Source organism: Mediterraneibacter sp. ICN-202921 (assembly GCF_037890075.1).
In the GTDB taxonomy this organism is placed as follows: Bacteria; Bacillota; Clostridia; order Lachnospirales; family Lachnospiraceae; genus Mediterraneibacter; species Mediterraneibacter massiliensis.
In genome coordinates, this window is record NZ_JBBKBE010000027.1 from 1 (window position 1) to 22,431 (window position 22,431).

14 protein-coding genes and 3 pseudogenes are annotated in these 22,431 nt (G+C 41.9%); 3 read left to right on the forward strand and 14 right to left on the reverse strand.

Going from position 1 to position 22,431, the window contains the following annotated elements; translation table 11 throughout:
- Window positions 1-458: 458 nt before the first annotated feature.
- A complete protein-coding gene (locus WKT01_RS13415) occupies window positions 459-1,646 on the forward strand; it encodes a tyrosine-type recombinase/integrase (RefSeq protein ID WP_117975576.1) in 1,188 nt (395 codons plus the stop codon).
- Window positions 1,647-1,773: 127 nt separating this feature from the next.
- Here the strand turns inward: WKT01_RS13415 and uvrA are convergent, their stop codons facing one another.
- The 11 genes and pseudogenes from uvrA to WKT01_RS13470 form a co-directional block, all read right to left on the reverse strand.
- Window positions 1,774-4,620 (reverse strand): excinuclease ABC subunit UvrA, encoded by a 2,847-nt coding sequence (gene uvrA / locus WKT01_RS13420; RefSeq protein ID WP_340312693.1) that lies wholly within the window; start codon window positions 4,618-4,620, stop codon window positions 1,774-1,776.
- 18 nt (window positions 4,621-4,638) lie between these two features.
- The gene (gene uvrB / locus WKT01_RS13425; protein WP_117975255.1) at window positions 4,639-6,627 is read right to left on the reverse strand and encodes an excinuclease ABC subunit UvrB; all 1,989 of its coding nucleotides are present in this window, start codon (window positions 6,625-6,627) and stop codon (window positions 4,639-4,641) included.
- A gap of 171 nt (window positions 6,628-6,798) precedes the next feature.
- Window positions 6,799-7,641 carry a nucleotidyl transferase AbiEii/AbiGii toxin family protein gene (locus WKT01_RS13430; RefSeq protein ID WP_117975256.1) on the reverse strand — a complete coding sequence of 281 codons (843 nt, stop codon included), beginning with the start codon at window positions 7,639-7,641 and terminating at the stop codon, window positions 6,799-6,801.
- Window positions 7,641-8,234, reverse strand: coding sequence for a type IV toxin-antitoxin system AbiEi family antitoxin domain-containing protein (locus WKT01_RS13435; protein ID WP_117501182.1), 594 nt, complete (start codon window positions 8,232-8,234; stop codon window positions 7,641-7,643). Before WKT01_RS13435 ends, WKT01_RS13430 begins: the two co-directional genes overlap by 1 nt.
- 253 nt (window positions 8,235-8,487) lie before the next feature.
- Window positions 8,488-9,290: pseudogene (locus WKT01_RS13440) on the reverse strand (ParA family protein).
- A 127-nt stretch (window positions 9,291-9,417) separates the two neighbouring features.
- On the reverse strand, window positions 9,418-10,455 hold the full coding sequence (locus WKT01_RS13445; RefSeq protein ID WP_270395260.1) for a nucleotide-binding protein: 1,038 nt from the start codon (window positions 10,453-10,455) through the stop codon (window positions 9,418-9,420).
- Between the two features lie 1,126 nt (window positions 10,456-11,581).
- Window positions 11,582-13,237: a galactose/methyl galactoside ABC transporter permease MglC gene (locus tag WKT01_RS13450; protein WP_117975258.1), complete on the reverse strand. Its 1,656-nt coding sequence runs from the start codon at window positions 13,235-13,237 to the stop codon at window positions 11,582-11,584.
- Between the two features lie 18 nt (window positions 13,238-13,255).
- Window positions 13,256-14,764, reverse strand: coding sequence for a sugar ABC transporter ATP-binding protein (locus WKT01_RS13455; protein ID WP_340312701.1), 1,509 nt, complete (start codon window positions 14,762-14,764; stop codon window positions 13,256-13,258).
- A gap of 142 nt (window positions 14,765-14,906) precedes the next feature.
- Entirely contained in the window at window positions 14,907-16,190 is a 1,284-nt protein-coding gene (locus WKT01_RS13460; RefSeq protein WP_340312711.1) for a substrate-binding domain-containing protein, read from the reverse strand.
- Window positions 16,191-16,540: 350 nt separating this feature from the next.
- On the reverse strand, window positions 16,541-17,380 hold the full coding sequence (locus WKT01_RS13465; RefSeq protein WP_117975260.1) for an AraC family transcriptional regulator: 840 nt from the start codon (window positions 17,378-17,380) through the stop codon (window positions 16,541-16,543).
- A gap of 41 nt (window positions 17,381-17,421) precedes the next feature.
- Entirely contained in the window at window positions 17,422-18,486 is a 1,065-nt protein-coding gene (locus WKT01_RS13470; protein ID WP_340312703.1) for an aldose epimerase family protein, read from the reverse strand.
- 183 nt (window positions 18,487-18,669) lie between these two features.
- On the opposite strand from WKT01_RS13470, the gene WKT01_RS13475 reads away from it, so the two are divergent.
- Together WKT01_RS13475 and galT are read left to right on the forward strand one after the other, a co-directional pair.
- Entirely contained in the window at window positions 18,670-19,839 is a 1,170-nt protein-coding gene (locus WKT01_RS13475) for a galactokinase (RefSeq protein WP_340312713.1), read from the forward strand.
- A 16-nt stretch (window positions 19,840-19,855) separates the two neighbouring features.
- On the forward strand, window positions 19,856-21,349 hold the full coding sequence (galT, locus tag WKT01_RS13480; RefSeq protein WP_340312706.1) for a UDP-glucose--hexose-1-phosphate uridylyltransferase: 1,494 nt from the start codon (window positions 19,856-19,858) through the stop codon (window positions 21,347-21,349).
- 114 nt (window positions 21,350-21,463) lie between these two features.
- On the opposite strand, the pseudogene WKT01_RS13485 reads toward galT, so the two are convergent.
- From WKT01_RS13485 to WKT01_RS13490, 3 genes and pseudogenes are all read right to left on the reverse strand, one after another.
- A pseudogene (locus WKT01_RS13485) lies at window positions 21,464-21,583 on the reverse strand (UDP-glucose 4-epimerase); the annotation flags it as partial.
- A pseudogene (locus tag WKT01_RS13780) lies at window positions 21,582-21,671 on the reverse strand (ATP-binding protein); the annotation flags it as partial. The pseudogenes WKT01_RS13780 and WKT01_RS13485, both read right to left, overlap by 2 nt.
- A gap of 16 nt (window positions 21,672-21,687) precedes the next feature.
- Window positions 21,688-22,431: YczE/YyaS/YitT family protein (locus tag WKT01_RS13490; RefSeq protein ID WP_340312708.1), on the reverse strand; the 744-nt coding region annotated here is incomplete at its 5' end.

The following is a 22,431-nucleotide window of genomic DNA, read 5'->3' on the forward strand; positions in this document are numbered from 1 at the left end:
ACAATCCAAAATAATATATTTACCCAGGCAACTGGGAGGGCGAATCCATCCGTTTCGGAGTCTTGCGAAAGGGGTGGTGCTTATGTTCGTTACATATAATGACTTATTTACATTTGTACTAATGATTATCGCAATCATCACTCTTGTAAAAAGCTTCTGTGACAAACGAAAAAAGTAATCGCCCGGTCTTGGTAGGATGAGCGATTACTTCTCGTAATTAACTTCTTGCCCGGAACGGATAGGCTTCATCTATCTATCCCAGTTGTCTTGTTAAGTATATTATAGCAAATATACTTTAAATGTCAACCACCCCGGTACGCCAATACCGGAGCAGTTCTAGCACAATCCGTAGATTATGCGGTGTTCTCTCACAAGAATATTGTATCATCTTCGGTACAGCCGTACAATCCAGAACGTTTGTACGCTGTTATTTTTGTACACAAAAAGGAGATGATTTTATGGCATTAATGACATGTCCGGAGTGCACTGGGAAAGTGTCAGACAAGGCTGTTATTTGCCCTCATTGCGGATATCCTATACAAGATAAGCCACTCCCGGTAAAAGCACAAAAAAGAGGAAAAAGGAGGCGACCAAACGGATCTGGAACCGTTGTAAAATTATCCGGAAATCGGAAAAAACCATATCAAGTCAGAGTAAACACCAGGCTAGATGACAGGGGTTATCCTACTTTCGATATTTTAGGAACTTATGAAGATAAGGTGCAGGCCGACATAAGCCTTGCAAAATACAATGAAAGTCCTTACGATGTTAATTTACGAAATTTAACCTTTACGGAAGTATATGAGCGCTGGTATCAAAGGCGCTTCAAACGGCATCCAGACAAAAAGGTTTCTGTAAAAGAACGTTCTTCATCAGAATATGCTTCGCGTGCCGCATTTAAAAAATGTTTACCGCTACATACCCGAGTTTATTCGTCAATCCGTACACAGGAAATGCAAGATATTGCAGATACAAAGGAACTTTCTCATTCAATGTCTGAACACATAGTTGTTTTTCTAAAACATTTAGGCAGATATGCTCTTGAAACGGACATAACACAAAAGGATTACGCTTCTTTTCTTTCTGTAACCAAGGAAGAAGATGACAAGCATGGAGAGCCTTTTACCATTTCTGATCTGGAACTATTATGGAAAGGCCTGGACATTCCTTTTGTCGATACAATTCTTATTTACTGTTATTCCGGTTGGAGAATCAATGAGCTTGCACTCATGCCTTTATCAGACATAGATCTGAAAGAAAAGACCTTTTTCGGAGGATTGAAAACAGAGGCTGGTAAAAATAGAATTGTCCCAATACATTCAGCCATTTATAATCTGGTTAAACAAAGGTATACTCCAAAATTCAAAAGTTTAATTTACCATGATACTATTCGAGATATAACGGAAATAGCTTATCGAAAATATTTCAATGAAGCGCTTACCAGTTGTGGTATTTTAAAAAAGCACACTCCGCACGACTGTCGCCATACATTTAACTCCATGTTGGATAGTGCTGGTGTACGAAAATCTACAATGCTAAAATTAATGGGGCACGCTGGTGACATGAATGAAAAACTCTACACACACAAAACAATAAATGAATTAAGAGAGGCTGTAGAAAGTATTTGGCTGCCTCAAAATAATTGATACTAGTGTGATACTAGTAGAGCATTATTGATGTATTTTAATCTTCTCTATCAAAGTTAGAAACCGCACAAATGCGCGGTTTCTAAAATATACATTGTTTACGTCAAGTTAAAAAACATCAAGAAATTTACTTTTTCTTAAGGATTGTATCTATATACTTGCCTGTATATGATTTTTTATTCTTTGTCACCTCTTCCGGCGTACCCACAGCAACGATCGTACCGCCTTTGTCGCCTCCCTCTGGTCCAATATCGATAATATAATCTGCTGTTTTGATCACATCCAGGTTATGTTCGATCACCACTACCGTATTGCCGTCTCCTGATAACCTGCGCAGGATCTCCGTCAGTTTATGCACATCCGCAAAGTGCAGACCTGTGGTAGGTTCATCTAAGATATATACCGTTTTCCCTGTACTTCTCCGGCTTAATTCAGAAGCCAATTTAATACGCTGTGCCTCGCCGCCGGAAAGTTCCGTAGAGGGCTGTCCCAGACGAATATACGAGAGTCCTACGTCATTTAGTGTCTCCATTTTTCTCCGAATACTCGGAACATGTTCAAAAAACTTCAACGCTTCTTCCACCGTCATATTCAGGACATCATAGATCGTTTTCCCTTTGTATTTTACTTCCAGCGTCTCTCGATTGTATCGTTTTCCCCCGCAAACTTCACATGGCACATACACATCCGGCAAAAAATGCATCGCGATCTTTATGATCCCGTCCCCACTGCAGGCCTCACAGCGTCCGCCCTTGACATTAAAACTAAACCTTCCCTTTTTGTATCCTCTCGCTTTCGCATCCGGCGTAGCCGCAAACAAATCACGGATCAAGTCAAACACGCCTGTATACGTTGCCGGATTTGAACGTGGTGTTCTGCCGATCGGAGACTGATCGATAGCGATCACTTTATCCACCTGTTCCAGTCCTTCGATCCTTTTATGCTTTCCCGGGATCGTACGGGCATGGTTTAATTCCTTTGCCAGCTTTTTATATAAGATTTCATTAATCAGGGAGCTCTTCCCGGAACCGGAAACACCTGTAACACAAGTCATCACCCCCAGTGGAATCTCTACATCTATATTTTTCAAATTATTTTCCTGAGCGCCGACAATCTTTAAGAAACCTATTGGTTTCTTTCTTTCCTTCGGGACCGGAATTTTTATTTTTCCGCTTAGATAAGCGCCTGTTACGGATTTTTCATTTTTCATGATCTCCTTTGCCGTGCCTACCGCAATAACTTCACCGCCATGTTCTCCTGCTCCTGGTCCAATGTCTACAATGCAGTCTGCCGCAAGCATTGTATCTTCATCATGCTCCACTACGATCAAAGTGTTTCCCAGATCCCGCAGGTGTTTTAACGTAGCCAGCAGTTTATCATTATCTCTTTGGTGCAGCCCGATACTCGGCTCATCCAAAATATACGCCACACCTACCAGACCAGACCCTATCTGAGTCGCCAGCCTGATCCTCTGCGCTTCTCCTCCGGATAAGGAGCCTGCCGCTCTGGAAAGGGTCAGATATTCTAATCCCACATCCATCAAAAACTGCGTCCTGGCTTTGATCTCTTTTAAAATCTGGCTTCCGATCATTTTTTGCGTATCTGTCAATTCCAGGCCGGATAGAAATTGCTGCAGCTTTTCAATTGAAAGCGCCGTCACCTCTGCAATATTCTTTCCTCCTACAGTCACTGCCAGTGCGCCGGGCTTTAATCTTTGTCCGCCACAGGCAGAGCACGGCGTAATATTCATAAACGTCTCATATTCCGCCTTCATCACTTCTGAACCTGTTTCACGGTATCTGCGTTCTACATTTTTTATCAATCCTTCAAACACCACGTCATAGACGCCTTCCCCACGCTGACCTTTATAATACACCTTTACAGATTTACCATTTGTACCATAAATTAATACATCATGAATTTTTTTCGGGTACTTTTCAAAGGGCGTATCCAGATCAAATTGATATTCCTTGCACAAAGCGTCTAAGATTGCTCTCGTAAAACTAGATTTATCTGCACAGGACTGCCAGCCCAGGACTGTGATCGCTCCTTCTCTGATAGACAAAGACGGATCTGGGATCATCAGTTCTTCTGCAAATTCCATCTTATAGCCCAGTCCATAACAGTCCGGACATGCGCCAAACGGATTATTGAAGGAAAAACTTCTAGGTTCGATCTCCTCAATACTGATCCCGCAGTCCGGGCAGGAGAAACTCTGACTGAAATTCAGCGGCCTGCCTCCTATTACATCTACAACAAGCAGACCTTCCGCCAGATGCAATACGCTTTCCACAGAGTCGGTCAGACGTTTTTCTATTCCCGGTTTTACGATCAGGCGATCTACTATGATCTCGATCGTATGTTTGATGTTTTTATCCAACTGTATCTCTTCAGAAAGTTCATACAGATTTCCATCTACACGTACACGTACATACCCGCTCTTTTTGGCCCTTTCAAATAATTTAGTATGCGTTCCTTTCCTGCCTCTGACTACCGGTGCCAAAAGCTGGATCTTTGTACCTTCCGGGAGCGCCATCACCTGATCTACCATCTGATCTACAGTCTGCTTTTTGATTTCCCTGCCGCATTTCGGACAATGCGGGATTCCGACCCTCGCATAGAGCAAACGAAAATAATCATAGATTTCGGTTACAGTCCCGACTGTAGAACGCGGATTGTGATTTGTAGACTTCTGATCGATGGAAATTGCCGGAGACAGTCCTTCTATACTTTCTACATTTGGTTTCTCCATCTGCCCTAAGAATTGTCTGGCATAAGAAGAAAGCGACTCCATATATCGCCTTTGTCCTTCCGCATAAATCGTGTCAAATGCCAGGGAAGATTTTCCTGATCCGCTCAAACCGGTAAGAACGACCAGTTCATTTCTTGGTATATCCAAATCTATATTTTTTAAGTTATTTTCATTTGCGCCTCGTATCTTGATATACTTCCGCGCATCCATCTTTATGCCCATATTGTGGTTTTATCCTTTCTATTCATCCATTTCATGCAAAGATTTTTTTAACTGTAACAATTTATCACGTAATTCTGCCGCCGTCTCAAAATTTAATTCTGCCGCCGCCTTCTTCATTTGTTTTGTGATATCTGCCACTAATTTTTCCAATTCTTTTCGGCTCATAGATTCCGGATCTTTTTCCATGCGCATCTCTTCTGCTGCTACTTTCCTGGAGATACTGATCAGATCCCGCACCGATTTCTGTATAGTCTTAGGCGTGATCCCATGTTCCTCGTTATATTTCATCTGGATCTCGCGGCGGCGCTTCGTCTCATCCATTGCCAGCCGCATAGAGTCCGTGATCGTATCTGCATACATGATCACATGTCCTTCTGCGTTCCGCGCCGCACGCCCGATCGTCTGGATCAGCGACGTCTCAGAACGGAGGAAACCTTCCTTGTCCGCATCTAAGATCGCAACCAATGTAATTTCCGGAATGTCCAGCCCCTCCCGCAGCAGATTGATCCCTACAAGCACGTCAAACACATCCAGCCGCATATCCCGTATGATCTCTGTCCGCTCCAGTGTATCTACATCCGAATGAAGATATTTTACCCGTATCCCCACCTCGCGCATATAGTCTGTCAGATCTTCTGCCATACGCTTTGTCAGCGTCGTTACAAGTACTTTATTCTTCTTTAAAACCTCCTTGTTGATCTCCCCGATCAAATCATCTATCTGTCCTTCCACCGGACGGACAACGACCTCCGGATCCAAAAGCCCTGTAGGACGGATCACCTGCTCTGCCCTAAGAAGCTCATGTTCTTCTTCATAAGGTCCCGGAGTCGCGGAAACAAACAATACCTGATCGATCTTGGATTCAAATTCTCCAAAATTCAGCGGACGATTATCCTTTGCCGAGGGCAGACGAAAACCATAGTCCACCAACGTCGACTTTCTGGATTGGTCTCCGGCATACATACCGCCGATCTGTGGAACTGTTTTGTGTGATTCGTCGATCATCATGATAAAATCATCCGGAAAATAGTCTATCAATGTATAGGGCGCCTGTCCTGGCTTTAAACCTGCAAGATGACGGGAATAATTTTCAATTCCCGAACAAAAGCCTGTCTCTTTGAGCATCTCTATATCAAAATTCGTACGTTCCGCAATTCTCTGCGCCTCCAAAAGCTTATCCTGACGTTTAAACTCTTTTACCCTCTCTTCCAGTTCTGCTTCTATGTCTTTCACTGCGCGATTGATATTTTCTCTGTCAACTACATAGTGAGAAGCCGGAAAGATTGCTGCATGTTTCAATTCGTCTTTAATCTCTCCGGTCAAAATATCTATCTCTGTAATTCTGTCGATCTCATCTCCAAACCATTCAATACGAACGGCTGTATCCACGGAGTTCGCTGGGATAACTTCCAGCACATCCCCTCTTACCCGGAACGTTCCTCGATGAAAATCCATTTCGTTGCGGTCATATTGGATCTCTACCAGCTTTGCCATCACTTCATCTCTGTCCCGTATCATTCCCGGCCGCAGAGAAATCACCATGTTCTGATAATCTACCGGACTGCCCAGTCCATATATACAGGAAACACTTGCCACGATCACCACGTCCCTGCGTTCCATCAGGGCCATGGTCGCTGAAAGGCGCAGCTTGTCTATCTCATCATTGATAGAGGAATCCTTGGCAATGTATGTGTCTGAGGAAGGAACATAGGCCTCCGGTTGATAGTAGTCGTAGTAGGATACAAAATATTCTACTGCATTATTGGGGAAGAATTCTTTGAATTCCCCATAGAGCTGCGCCGCCAGAGTTTTGTTGTGGGCGATAATCAGCGTCGGTTTATTTAATTGTGCAATGACATTTGCCATCGTGAAAGTCTTGCCGGAACCGGTGACCCCTAGCAAAGTCTGGCATTGATTGCCTTCCTGGAAGCCTTTGACAAGCTGTTCAATGGCTTGGGGCTGGTCGCCGGTTGGGGCAAATTCTGATACTAATTCAAAATGATTCATGAAAATCTCCTATACGATTTAAATTAGGAAAATACCATTTCCCAAATTAAATATTCTAACTATAACATATTTTGATAACAACTCTATATACTATACTTTATTACTTTTCTATTATAGCAAACTATAAAATATAAGTATAGAACAAAATCGAATGTTTGTTCTTTACTTTTTCTATTGCGATGCTTGCTCAAATAATTTTTCAATGCTATCCATTACCATTTCCCAGCTGATATCTTCCGCATAGCTGAATTTCTTTTGATAACTTTTCCATAGTCCATGCATAACTTCACTATCTGCTATTTCTTTTAAAATCCTATTTCCCTCGGTTATCAATTGTATAGAATTACGTTTTTTACTTGTTGCTAAAAATGCCGCTTTAAATTGCTCCATGTTCATCGCGTGGGTATATTCATTTTGTAAAATATACAGATCATAGTAATCCCTCAATCTTGTATTCGCTACACCTCTTGCTATTACTGTTTCCATTTTCTCTGCAAGCACAGTTTCCAAATTATAGGCTAAAATAGATATGGTACGTTCTTCAAACATCAACCTAAAAGTATACAATACTTCTCTCGGTGTGATAATATCTCCGGTAGAAATATCTACTTTTAATGGTGTCCGCATTGTTTCCAATGTAGCCTCCAAATTTGCTCGTACTCCGCTATATTCCGCCTCATCCATAATTTCACCAACACTTTTTATAGAAAATGTCATACCGTCATCAATGGGAATTGCAATAATTTCTTCTATCATTTCCTTTACATTTTCTACGGATAGCGGCATATTTTTTATGGTTGTGTCAATATCCATTGTAGAACGAGTATCCAATCCTACCATAGCAGATACTAACATTCCGCCTTTCAATATAAAATTGTTTCTATATTTTGAAAGAGAAATACGTTCTAAAAAACGCTCCATCACATAGTTACGCATAATAATCTGTGCCTGTAAGCTATCTCCCTTTGTTAGATTTCTTACTAACGCTTTCAACTGCCTTGAAGTTTTAATCATTATAACAACACCTCTAAATATGGTCTTAAAATTTTTTCTACACGAAACTCTTTTGCATATCGCATAAGTTGTGGCAGATTTTTTTCTTTACTTCGCAGGTATTCCCTTATTGCTGTCTGTAAATCCTGAATCTCTACATTACTGCGGCTTCGTAATAAATCACACACGGTACGTTCCGCATTGTACGCTTTCACAAAATTTCCCTCTGGTGATTCTAAATTTACTACCCCCAACTCTAAAAGTTCTTTTTTTACACGATATACTTTTACCTTCTGCTCTTTCATACTTTTTGCATGATATCCTGCTTTTACAGTAACCGTAAATTGTAACGGCTCTCTCTCTGCCATTCCTAACAAATAAAGCGAAGTTTCATGCGAAAAAATAATCTGTGGATATCTCGATTGTAATAAATAAAAAGGATCTTCCCATGCATCCGGCGACAAGTAAATTCCTTTTGCCACACGTTCTAATTCCATTTTCTTTGCATATTCCATAAAATAAGTCTTTGAAATTCCTGCTTCAATCACATCAGCAGTTTGAAGAACTCCGTTCTTTTCACATAACATATTGTCTAACTTTTCTTTTTTATTCATTTTCATCACCTTACTTTCACACATTTATTATAATTTATTGTTGTGTAAAAGTAAACTTCTTTTATTTATTAGAAGTAAACTGTCCTATTCCGTCCACTCTGCTTCAGAAACCGAAAAATGTGAATAGGCACACTCCTCTTATTCTTTTTTCGGCTAGTAAACCGCTGGTAATATTAAAGTGGCAGGGTGTGGAAAGGAAGAACAAAAGAAAAAGGCTGTCCAAATGCGAGAACATTTCCTCAGATGGCAAGCCTTATCGTTCTAAACTGCGTTCCCGTTTTCGGTACAGTTCCAACGCTTTCACAATTGTATCCTCAATCTGCTTTTCCGTTGCTTTCGGCGGAAAATATTTCTGTATCCGCTCCCTCGGCATCCGAATCACCTCTTTTGTAAAGGCTTGATACACTCTGATAAACTTTCCATAGTTCTCTTTCAGACTGGTCTCTGTGACACGGGCTAAATTTGTCCGCATATCCGCAAGTGTAAGCAGTATTCCATCCACTTTCAAAGGCGGATTGATTTGACGTTGTACCTTTTCAATCGTCTGCATTAACTGTGTCATTCCCTTTAAAAGCAGATAATGCGCCTGAACTGGCACAATCACACTATCTGCCGCCGCTAATGCGTTGATTGTCAACATTCCCAAACTTAGCATACAGTCGATCAGAACATAATCATAGGATTTCTTTAACGGTTCCAGATACGTTTTCAATGTTGTTTCCCTGCTCATTTCATTTACAAGCAACATTTCCATTCTTGACAATTCAATGTTTGCCGGAATTAAATCAACGCCTTCCGCATGGTGCAGCATTCCTTCATCCACTTTATACTCTTGTCACGAATAATCCCCTCCACATGTGTCGCAAGCGTTACCGGAAAATTATCCTGATCCACCCAACCTAAAGATGTGGTCAAATCTCCTTGCGGATCAGCGTCGATTAGAAGTACCTTCTTCCCTTCATTTATCAATCCCACTCCAAGATTCACCGTTGTCGTTGTTTTCCCTTTGTCTCTTTTCTGATTTGCAATCGCAATCACTTTACACTTTGATGTCATACTCTGACTTCCTCCTTTCTTCTCAAATTTAATAGCCACTCCTTTGCGGGAAATGGCTATGTACAGAAATTTAGGCATAAAAAATCCCAGTTGATTCTTGTAAAACCAACTGGGTATGTACATTTTATTACAATTTGTTCATGTCAACTTCTAAACCTATACTTTTCATCTCTCTAGCAAGTTCTGTTTTCCATGCTCCGGCATCGTCCATAGATATATATACCACTCCCGAAATATCTCCGGGTTTCTCTATATCTCCTTTAACCAAAGCACTCACTTTATCTCGTCCCAACTTTCCAATCAAATATCCATGTTCAAACACCACATTCTGTCTTGCCCTTTCTTTTTCTTCATTAACACCTTCTTCTTTAGCACGCCCCATGTCGCAAGGAGTATATAATACCACAGCATATTGTACATCAGAATTTGCTTCTATCTTCTCTATAATTGTCTTACCCGAATTTGGTTGTTCATGTAAAATAATTGCTTCTAAACCAAACTTTTCTATAAAACGTGCTACTTCAATTTTTGCCATCTTATCGTGACCATGAACAATAAAAACCTTTTTATTTGACATTTTACCACCTTCTTCTGTTTTTACTTTAATACTATCCCAGAACTCATCATCATTTGCAACTGCCCGCAAATACCCTATCATTTTATCACATGCTCTTGGATCATCATCCTTTTTCTCACACATTAGACCTATACTTTCCTTCAATGGATGATCTGTTAGCACCCTTTCATTTACAATATTTATTTCTGCCATCCATTGATCATATTGAGGTCCTGACACATATGAAAAGGGAAATCCGCCTCGAGCCGGATGATACTCCTCTTTCTTTATCTTTTCCCCCTGTACAATAAACTCTTTAATTTTCAATAATTGAGAATTTTCACTTTCTATAATTTCGTTTTGATTTATTAGTAAAATCATTTTTAATTTTTCTGAAATAGCTTTTAATTCTGGTCTATAATCAAATTCTTGACCTGGCGCCATTGATTTTCCATTATTTGGTAATCCATTTTTAAAATCGGAATCCAATAATATATATCTTGCAATCAATGCATTATATAATGCTTCTGATCCTTGCCTTGATTTTTGATTCTCACAAGCCTCTATGTCTTTCTGAATTTGACCTAATATTTTTTTAGAAATCTTCATCCTCTATTTCTCCCTATTCCTTACCTTTCTGCATCAGCACATTTTAAAATATATTCTTGTTCGACTATATCCAAATGAACAACCTTGTTGACATCATTATTATAATAAACAATAACCGCCCCCGTACTTCGCTTGATGTGAATGTATAACTTAACACCACTATGATATTTTTCTTTCATAATTTCTTGTGCAAATTCATCAGATGCAATATATACCAATGTTGTATCCGTTTTTCTAAATAATCTAATTTTATCCAGAACCTTCTCCTGTTCTTCATTACGACTTTTCCTTACAAAAAGTCACAAATTCCATCCATTCACCCCATATCATCCTGGCCGTTTAGTCCTTCTCCGTCCGCAAATTCCGTACAAAACAGCACTAAATACCACCAAATAGCACGCTTTTTAAGGCTCCAATGGACTAAGATACAAAGTATTCAACTGCATTGTCAGGGAACATCTCTTTGAATTCCCCATATGGGGCTTTCAAAATGAATCTATCCATAGCGAACTCCTCCATTCATGCTTATTGAACTACTAATGTTCAATAAGATATGACTTTTCGTACGTTTACTATCAGCCACATTTTCAAATATATTCGTAACAGGATTCGTCACGAAGCCACAAACTCTATGCCCCATACACATCTTTTTCAAGTCGTATCGAGTAAAAGTCACAAAATAAAATTTTGTGGACAAAACATCACTTACTGATACAAGCGGGCAGAACAACTCGTAATTCCTTCGGTCTTTCGAGTTAACTTTGCTCGCCAGATAAATGAAAGTGTATCTGTTCATGTAAACATGATTGCCTACACTTTCATCCGACTGGCGCTGTCCTTACTACATTATAACAAAACAATTTTTAAAAATATATACATCAGAAAAAGAAAAAGCACAAATGTTCGATCTTTCTCATTCGCACTTTTTCTTTTAGTATTCGTTTTCTGTTGTATCTCCATACACATCTGCTGTACTAATTTCTTTGTAATGTCCCAGTCATTGTATTTTTTTGTATCCCAAAACTTAAGTCATGCAAGTCTTGATTTTCCTTGCGTTTTAGAAGTATCGCTATCTAACGTCAACTTTCGTTCTGTCCGTAATGCCTTATTTTCTCTATACTGTCTACTACTTTTTCTGTACATATTTCAGACAATCGAGTGTTACCGCGATAAGAATGATAATGCCAGAAAATACAAACTGAAGGTTTGTATCAATTCCAAGTATTGTCAGGGCATAGGTCAGCGCCGTGAAAATGATAACACCGACTACAACGCCGGAAATCTTACCGATACCTCCTGTAAAGGATACGCCGCCGACAACGCAGGCAGCGATCGCGTTCATTTCCCAGCCCTGTCCGTATGCCGCAGAACCGGAGCCGACCATTCTCGCACATTCCAGCCAGGAGCCGAAACCATAGAGAATACCTGCCAGGATGAATGCTCCCATTGTCACCTTAAATACGGATATACCAGATACGGAAGCCGCTTCCGGATTTCCACCGACCGCATACAGGTTCTTTCCGAATATGGTTTTGTTCCAGATAAACCATACAATCGTAATCGCCGCAACCGCCCAGATGATGATCGTTGGGAAGCCGTTGAATTTCGGGATGATCATAGTCGGTATCACCGGATTGATCGCTCCAAAAGACACACCCTTTGTAGCATAGGTTACAATACCAAAGATAATCAATGTATTTGCCATTGTTGAAATAAACGGATGCATTTTAAACTTCGCTGTGAAAAATCCCGCAATGGTTGTAAATATCGTGCAGAGCACAATACACACGATAAGCGCCAGGATAAGCTGTGCGATGACCGGAATCCTCGTAAAGTCGAACACGTGCCCAAACACAGCGCCTGTATTTATACCTTGATGCATGATGATCGTGGCGGCAGTCATACCCATACCTACCATACGTCCGATAGAAAGATCGGTTCCTGCCAGCATAATCAGTCCCGCAACTCCCAGTGCAAGAAACATCTGCGGTGACGCCTGCTGGAGTATATTCAGTACATTGTTATATGTCAACAGCGGAGCCCCTTTCACAAGCGGCGTGATGATACACAGTGCAATAAATACGATAATTATTGCGAAGTACAGTCCATTACGCAGAAGAAAGTCCCTGCGGTTGAAGGTATACTTATAGTTTTCCCATTTCTGTGCTTTTGCTTCTGCAAATGTAAATTTTGACATGCGCAGCAGATCGATCAGATGGTATTTATATGTATATGCCGCGTGTCTTCTGTCTTTTACCGCCTGATAATCCTTCTGAAGTTCCATCTTTGCGTCAAACAGCCTGTTTTTGTATACATACTTCTCATCCTTGATTTCCTGGTGATCTGTCGTCTTGGAAAGAAGCCGGGCATGTTCTTTTCCCAGCGCCGCAACCGCGCTCTGGTATTTTGCCTTTGCCGCTTTCTTTTCCTCCTTGCAGCTTGCCTTGACAGCCTGATAATAATCCTTGTCAAAGTGTTCTTTCAAGTATGCTTCCGCCTTGGCGATTAATTTTGAGACCTCCACCTTATGGCTGTTTTCCACAGCCTTTGCCTTTTCCAATTCTTTTTTCAGATCTGCAAACCGGTTCGCCTGTTCGCCTCTTGTCATGGTTTTATCTCTTTTAAGTGCGTCCATACTGCTCTGGAGCGAAACCACTTCATCTGTACCGTCTTTGCGCAAGCTGTCGATCTTTGCCTGAATTCCTCCTACATAATCTTCTATAGGCTTAAGAAGCTGTGCTTCCTGTTCAGCCGTAAGAATTTTACTATTTCCATTTGCCATGTCTTTAACTCTCCCTTTTTATAGGTATTTTGCACTAAGCCTTAACAGTTCTTCCTGATTTGTTTCTTTTGTATTGACTATGCCAGAGAGCCGCCCGTTCGACATAACGCCGATCCGGTTCGTAATGCCCAGGATTTCCGGCATTTCAGAGGAAACAACGATAATCGTCTTTCCCATTTTCGCCATCTGGATAATCAGTTCATATATCTCATATTTCGCCCCTACGTCAATTCCACGCGTAGGCTCATCCATCATGAACACCTGGGGCTGTCTCTCCAGCCATTTCCCGAAGATGACCTTCTGCTGATTTCCGCCCGACAGGCTGGAAATCATATCCTCCGGCCCCATACATTTTGTGCGCATTATTTTAATCTCATCGGAGGTTGCTTTCGTCATCTTTGAATCAGAAAGCGCCACACCCGATTTATAATGATCCAGATTTGCTATCGTAGTATTGAAAACAAGATCCCCTTTCAGGAAAATCCCGTTTGCCTTCCGTTCCTCCGTAATCAGAGCAAAACCATGATCCATCGCCTCTTTTGCACTGTTGAAATTCATCAGTTTATTGTTAAAGTACACTCTTCCCGCAGCCCTTGTACGGATTCCGAAAATCGTTTCCAGAAGCTCTGTCCGCCCCGCCCCGACAAGTCCGTACAACCCAAATATCTCTCCTTCCCTCACCTTAAAAGAAATATCCTGGAGATAAGGTTCAAACTTTGTTGAAAGGTGCTGGACGGAAAGCACCGATTCTCCCGGTGTATTGTCCACCAGTGGGAAACGGTTGTCCAGTGAACGTCCGACCATCGCCGCAATCAGTTCGTTCATATCTGTGTCCTTTGTTTTCTTCGTCATAACAAGATTACCATCCCTAAGTACAGAAATCTCATCGCATATCTCGAATATCTCATCCATTTTATGTGAAATATAAATAAGCGCCACACCCTGTTCCCTGAGCATCCGCATCATCTCAAACAGTTTCTTTACTTCCTGTACGGTCAATGATGAAGTCGGTTCGTCAAGAACAATAATTTTTGAATTATAAGAAATTGCTTTGGCGATCTCACACATCTGTCTCTGTGATACAGACATATTTCTCATTGGTCCTGAAAGGCTGGCAGTTATCCCAAGCTTTCTGAAAAGCTCGGATGCCTCTTTTTTCATCCTTCCTTCGTCAACCACGCCTATGGAATTAGTCGGATAACGTCCGAGAAACAAGTTATCTGCCACATTTCTTTCCAGACACTGGTTTAGTTCCTGGTGAACCATTGCAACGCCGTTTTCAAGTGCGTTTTTGGGTCCTGTAAAGTTTACTTCCTTCCTGTCAAGGAAGATCTTTCCTTCGTCTTTCTGATACGTACCGAACAGACACTTCATCATTGTTGATTTTCCGGCGCCATTTTCACCCATCAGTCCCATAACTGTCCCTCGTTTCACATCCAGGTTAATGTGATCGAGAACTCTGTTGCGTCCAAAGGACTTGCTCAGGCCACGTATCGATAAGATAATATCCTCTCTTCTGTCTGCCATTATTTTTTACTCCTGTTCACATGTAGTCATATTTTCAACATTCTCAGATCATGGAAAACCTCTGCGGTATCCTTGCCCCATGAAAACAATTAGGGGGAATTTCTTCCCCCTAATAAAATGCCCATCCTTATTTCAACAGATATTATTGATCAAGTATTGATGTGTAGGAAGCTGCATTATCAGTCTTAACCATGTTAATCGCGAATGCATCATACTGGCTTGGATTTCCAAGACGATTTGTGATGTTAGACTCTGTCTGTCCATCGCCGCCGATATATTCAACTTCAAGGTTAAGTAGATCGTCATAACTCTGAAGAAGCGGCTGGTATGTAGAACTCAAGAAGTTATCTGAGGCATTGTAGATATCCAGCCATACTGATTTCTTCGGAGATGTTTTGTCATCCAACTGATTAGATACCGCGTCAAGAATTTTTGTTGAGTCTGTAAAGTCTTTGTAGTTTTCAGAAGTAACAGGTACATTCATCGCGTAGTAAGAACGCTGTTCTTCATTGTATATATACAAATCTTCGCTCAAAACGTTTCCTTCTTCATCCTCTGTGCTGATACCTGTATTGATGTCAACGCCGTCCAGCGCATTGCGGATCAGGCGAAGTGTCAGATATGCCTGTACGTCCGCGTGCTGACTGATTGTTCCGCCGTATCCCTCTGCGATAGCTGCAACAGCATCACTGTTGGCATCGTATCCGAATGTAGGTACTTTGTTATCCTTAGACCATGCATTGAACATAGACATTCCCATACCGTCATTGTTGGAAACGATAATGTCAATCTGATCTCCGAAAGAACTTGACCATGTTCCGATGGCATTTCCTGCCGTAGCCGCATCCCATGTTGCTCCTGAGTTATTCTTCATTTCTTGGGAAGCAAGTTCACGTACTACATATGTCTTTCCATCAACTTCAATAGAACCGTCTTTTACTCCCGTTTGTTTCCCGTCTGTATTTGTTCCTATTGGATCGCTGTTGATATTCCCGTCTTTATCAACACCTGTATCAAGCGCCTCGCGAGTTCCTCTTGTACGTGCGATAGAATCGTTATGTCCAATATCGCCAATTGCTAGAACATATCCGATTGTGCCATCGCCGTTTCTGTCAATCTTAGCCGCATGTTCCTTGATATAGTCAACAACCATTTGTCCTTGTGCTTCTCCGCCCTGTGCAGCATCAAATCCCACATAATATGTATTATCGTTGTAAGTCAGTGCTGCTTTATCCAACTCTCCTGTAGAGCTATTGGACGGCTGACGGTTGTACCAAATCAACGGTTTGTCCTTGTTTGTTGCTGTGGATTCTGATTTAGCGTCTCCGCCTTTATCCGAGCCCTTGTCAGAGCCGCCTCCGCCGCAGGCTGTAACAGAAAGTGCCACTACGGCCGCCATGGTTATCAAAGCTAATTTTTTCTTCATACTTTTGATTTTCATAACTCTTTCCTCCTTCCTTATCCCTTTTCATAAATATTTCAGCTTATACTTTATCTATGTAGTTATGAAAAGTCTATCTGATTTTAGATTTTTAAACGTTTTTTACATATTTTTTATCGCAAGCTCTTTATTGTTGTTCTGTTCTCAATTTTTATTAATTACAATATGGTTATTGTCATTTGTATAAGTAAAATTTCTTTTATTAAAAAAACGATTAGAGAGTCTGACCTTTTGGTCTTTTTTACTTCTCTAATCGTTCTTATTCGTCTATTTTTTTCCTGCACGTAATATACCTTTGCAAATAGGCAATAAATTACAAGCCGCGTTCTATCTTTTCATTTTCTTTTCCCAAGTTCTCTGTAAACAGACGGACTTACCTTTCTATATTTTTTAAAAACCTTTGAAAAATATAGATTGTTGTCAAAGCCTACCGAATAAGCCACCGCAGAAATAGAAAGACTTGTTTCTTTCAAAAGACTGCACGCCTTCTCTATTCTGTATTCAGACAAATACTCTTTCGGCGCCTTTCCCATATATAGCTTAAACGAACGGAACAGATGGCTCCGGCTTATCCCTACATATACTGCCACATCCTCTACTGTCACAGGGTAAGAATAGTTCTTTTCAATATACTTTCGGGCTTGTTCTACATACAACATTTGTACATCCTCTGTCCCACTTTTTTCATCATAATATCTCATAAATACAGATAACAGGCTGTAGAGCACTCCCGTCATCGCCGCAGACGCTTCATATGTATTTCCTTTTACGGTATAAATTTTTTCTAGGTGTTCCCGAAGCTCCTCATTTGGCATTTTTCCGTTCAAGATATACGGTTTTTCTCTAGAAAATTCCGTATTTCGGATGAGCTCCCTTGCCTCTGTTCCCATAAATCCGACCCATGCATATTCCCATGGTTCTATTTTATCCGCATAATAACGCACTTCTTCTCCCGGATACAGAATAAATGTATCTCCTTTATGCAGATGCCAAACTGTTCCCCTCGCGGAATAATAACCGCTCCCTGACAAAATATGATGGATACAATAATGATCCCTTATTCCAGGTCCCCACTGATATTCCGGTTCGCATTTCTGGTATCCGACATTATAAACCGACAGTGCATTCAGCCGGGGTTCCCCAATCTTATATGAATGTTTATACGTACCCGTCATTTCTACCGCCTCTTTTGCTTCCTGTTATATTAGTTCTCACTTTAAGAATCTTTATCTGTCGAAAAACGAAACGCCGTATGAGTATCATATTTTTCTCCCGCCCTGCATACAGGGCTCGGAAAATTTTCGTGGTGTACCGCGTCCGGCCAGCACTGCGTCTCCAAGCAGACTGCGCTTCTCTTTCCGTAGACGGCTCCGTTCTTCCCTTTTTCATTCTCCACGTAATTTGCCGTATAAATCTGTATGCCGGGACGATCCGTATAGGTTTCCATCACGATCCCGCTTTTTTCCCCACGCAGTTCTGCTGCTTTTTCAAATTTCCCCTGATTTTTCAAAACCCAGTTATGGTCATACCCGTTTCCAAAATGCAGGGGTTCATACTCTTCTTCTATTCTTGCTCCGATTTTTGCTCCATTTCTAAAATCCATTGGCGTCCCTTCTGCCGACAGAATCTCTCCCGTTGGAACCGCATAGGCGTTTCCGGGAGTAAAACAGTCCGCTTCTAATTGCAGCGTATGCCCCAGCACACTCCCGCTGTCATGTCCGTCTAAATTGAAATAGCTGTGATTCGTCAGATTGAACAGGCTGTCCTTGTCAGCAGAAGCCTCGTACCGGATGTCCAGCGTATCCCTTTCATCCAGACGGTAGGTCACATATATGTCCGCATTCCCCGGGAACCCTTGATCCCCATCCGGGCTGTGCAGCTTAAAACGAACATAACTGTCGGTATATTCTTCCGTTTCCCATATTCTTGTATTATAAAAATCCGTTCCGCTATGCAGATTATTCCCGTTATCATTATCCGCGAGTGTGTATGCCATTTTATTCAGTTCGAACTGCGCTCCGGCAATACGGTTCGCGTTCCTTCCTACGATCGCGCCGAAAAAACAGGTACCCTTTTCATACCCTTCGGGAGTGTCATAGCCGAGCACCACATCTGTTCGTTTTCCCTCTTTATCTCTTACCCATAAGCGAACCAGCGACGCGCCCAAGTCTGTAATCTCCGCCGCTGTCCCGTTCTTATTTTGCAGAACATACAAAGAAGCTGTACGCCCTTCTTTCGTCCACCCGAATTCTCTTTTTGTTCCTACGTTCTTCCTTTCCATGTTTTTCCTCCTCAATCACGCTTTTTTACTTTTGTTTTGTCTATTATATCCTTAGCCCCTATATCAGGCAACATTTTTACATCATATTGCACGAATTTATCATATGTCCAGAAAAAATTATATAGTATAATTAAATTATAATATTTTTTTAACCGTATAAAATTTTCAGGAGGAAAACAGATGATGAAAGAAAAACTGTATGACAAATTCAAAGAGCTTTTCGGGGATGCCGATGGCGCGCATTTTTATTTTTCTCCCGGACGTGTCAATCTCATCGGCGAACACACGGACTACAACGGAGGACATGTGTTTCCCTGTGCGCTGACGCTCGGCACATATGGTGTGGCAAGGAAAAGGGCAGACCGTCTGATGCACTTTTATTCCCTTAACCTGGATCAAATCGGAGTGGTGGAAGCATCTCTGGACGATCTGACAAACAAAGCCGTATATGACTGGGCAAATTACCCTCTAGGAGTTGTATGGACATTTGCCGAAAAAGGGTACTCCTTAGATACCGGATTCGATATGGTGATCTGTGGGGACATTCCGGGCGGCGCCGGACTTTCCTCTTCTGCTTCCTTAGAAGTGCTTACCGGAATTATGCTCACAGATTTATTCGGCTTCACAAAGTTAAGCCTTACGGATCTCGCTTTATTCGGCCAGTATTCTGAAAATAATTTCAACGGCTGCAACTGTGGTATCATGGATCAGTTTACGGTGGCGATGGGGAAAAAGGACAATGCCATTTTCCTTGACACAAGCACATTAAACTATGAGTATGCCCCCGTTCTCCTTGACGATGCCAAAATCATCATTACCAACAGTAAAGTAAAACACAGCCTCGTTTCCTCTGCATACAATGACCGCCGGCAGGAGTCTACAGATGCCCTGGAGGATTTACAGAAAGAACTTTCCATTGCGTCTCTCGGAGACCTTACCGTGGAAGAATTCGAAAAGCACGCGGATCTGATCCGGGACGATGTCCGCACACGGCGCGCCCGGCACGCAGTCAGTGAGAATCAGCGAACTATAGAGGCTGTCGCTGCGCTTCAAAATGGAAATATTGAAAAGTTCGGAAAACTGATGAACCAGTCTCATATCTCTCTCCGGGATGACTATGAAGTGTCCTGTAAAGAAATTGATCTGCTCGTTTCTCTCGCATGGGATATCCCCGGTGTCATCGGTTCCCGCATCACAGGCGGTGGTTTTGGAGGATGCACAGTCAGCATTGTGAAAAATGACGCTGTTGAAACCTTCATTGAAACTATCGGAAATACATATAAAGAAACATTCGGGCATGAGGCAGAATTCTACACTGTAGATATCGGCGCCGGAGCCGGCCGTCTCGATTAAGAGGGGAGGAACTGCCATGCTATATGAAGCTATAAAAAAATTAGTACAATACGGAATTGCCAGCGGGCTGACCCCTGCTTCCGAAAAAATCTATACGACCAATCAGCTGCTCTCCCTCTTTCACGAGGACAGTTATGAGGACGTACCCTGCGATTCCTCTTCCCTTGTACTGGAAGATTTGCTCCGTAAACTGTTGGATGAAGCTGTTTCCCGTGGAATTATCACAGACAGTATCACATACCGTGATCTGTTTGACGCGAAAATCATGAATTGTCTCGTTCCCCGCCCAGAGCAGGTGCAGAGAGAATTCTGGGAGAAATACCGGATTTCTCCGGAATCTGCTACCTCTTATTTCTATAAGTTCAGTCAGAACAGTGATTATATCCGACGTTACCGTATTAAAAAAGACAGGAAATGGAAAACATACACCCGATACGGCGCGCTGGATATTACGATCAATCTCTCCAAGCCCGAAAAGGATCCGAAGGCGATCGCGGCTGCAGGAAAAGCCGTCTCTTCCTCTTATCCTAAGTGCCTGCTCTGCATGGAAAATGAAGGATATGCCGGAAATCTGCGCCACCCTGCCCGCGATAATCACCGTATTATTCCGCTTACGCTTGACAACAGTGAATGGGGATTCCAGTATTCGCCTTACGTCTATTACAATGAGCATTGTATTGTATTTAACAGAAAACACATTCCTATGAAAATAAACAAGCAGACCTTTACACGGCTGTTTGACTTCATCCGCATATTTCCGCACTATTTTATCGGTTCCAACGCGGATCTGCCAATCGTGGGCGGCTCTATTTTAGAGCACGATCATTTCCAGGGAGGCCGCTATACCTTTGCAATGGCAGAAGCGCCTGTTGAAATACCATTTATATTAAAGGGATACGAGGAGATACAGGCCGGTATCGTTAACTGGCCCCTGTCCGTTATCCGTCTGCGCGGATCTGACACACAGCGGCTTACCGCCCTCGCTTGCCATATTCTTGATAAATGGCGGGGATATACAGACAAAGAAGCCTTTATCTTTGCTGAAACAAAAGGAACGCCCCACAATACAATCACACCGATCGCGCGGAGAAAAGGAGAACTCTATGAGCTAGATTTGACACTGCGAAACAACATGGTGACAGACGAGCATCCTCTCGGCGTATATCACCCCCATGAGGAACTGCATCATATCAAGAAAGAAAATATCGGACTGATCGAAGTGATGGGACTCGCAGTTCTTCCAAACCGGCTGAACCATGAAATGGAACTTCTAAAAGAATATATTTTAGAAGGAATCGATCTGGATAGTAATCCTGAAACGTCTAAGCACGCCGCCTGGGTAAAAGAATTTCTGCCATCTTACACGGATGTCACAAAAGAAAATATCGGATATATTATCGAACAAGAGATCGGCAGAGTATTCTGCCGCGTACTAGAAGATGCCGGCGTATACAAATGCACTCCAGAAGGAAGAAACTCTTTCCTGCATTTTATAGAAACTCTCTCATAAATGTTAAAAGGGTATCCCCAAAGCTATAAAATGGCTAAAAGGTAACACATAGCGATGTCTCCCGCCCGATGTGGCTTAATCTCCTAAGGAATGTCTTTTTTACATGCATATACTCCGTACTCCTGTACCGTCGGGAGTATCATAATCATCTCCGAATACTCCTAGGCGCTCCCGTTTTCCAATCGCCGCCTGCGATATATAAGGCAGCAGATTATTCGGGATGCCTTTCGGATCTCCGTATACTGTCGCGGCTGTCAATCACAAAAAACATCTGCTCCATCGCGTAGTCGGTGCTGCGCTCTACGCCTAAACCGTCAATGATAAACTCCAATGTGCCATCAAGATCTACTTGGCTGTGCCAATTTTCTGGATAGGAATCTCACAACAAAACCAACCAAAAAAGCCGCGACGATCGTCCCCTCACGAATACCTTGTAGTTTTCCGAAAAAGATGACGGACAATAAAACGGCTATAACAGTTATGGCTATATCAAATACCATTTTTGTCACGCCAAATTCTGTTTTCCATCTGAATACGATCGCGCGTACGAGAGATTCTCCCGGAAGCATGGCCACATTGGCACGCACTTCCATATATACGCCTACACCTAGGATTATGCAGCCGATCAACATACAGATAACTTTCATAACATAAGTCTGCGGATTTACAAAAAACAGCAAGTTCATACTCACATCAATAAAATATCCAAACACGATGGATATCGGTATTTGCAGTGCATGTTCCCATTTAAAGTCTCTTTTTAAAATAATCAACTGAAGCACGATCAGGAAAACACTGAACAATACTGTAAATACTCCCAGCGTAAACGGAAATTGCAAACTCAGAATATAGGGAATAGACGAAAGAGGAGATGTTCCCAAATCTGCCTTAATAGCCATGCCTATTCCCACAGAATTAATAAACAAACCGCTGATAAATATGATATACCGTTTTAACTTATCCATTTTACCTCCACATAAGATCCCATCTGCTGTCACTTCCAAACAACCATATCCAGTATGTACCGTAACATATTTTTCTATCTCCTTCAAGAGCAATGCGCGGCGCATTGGCAAATATTG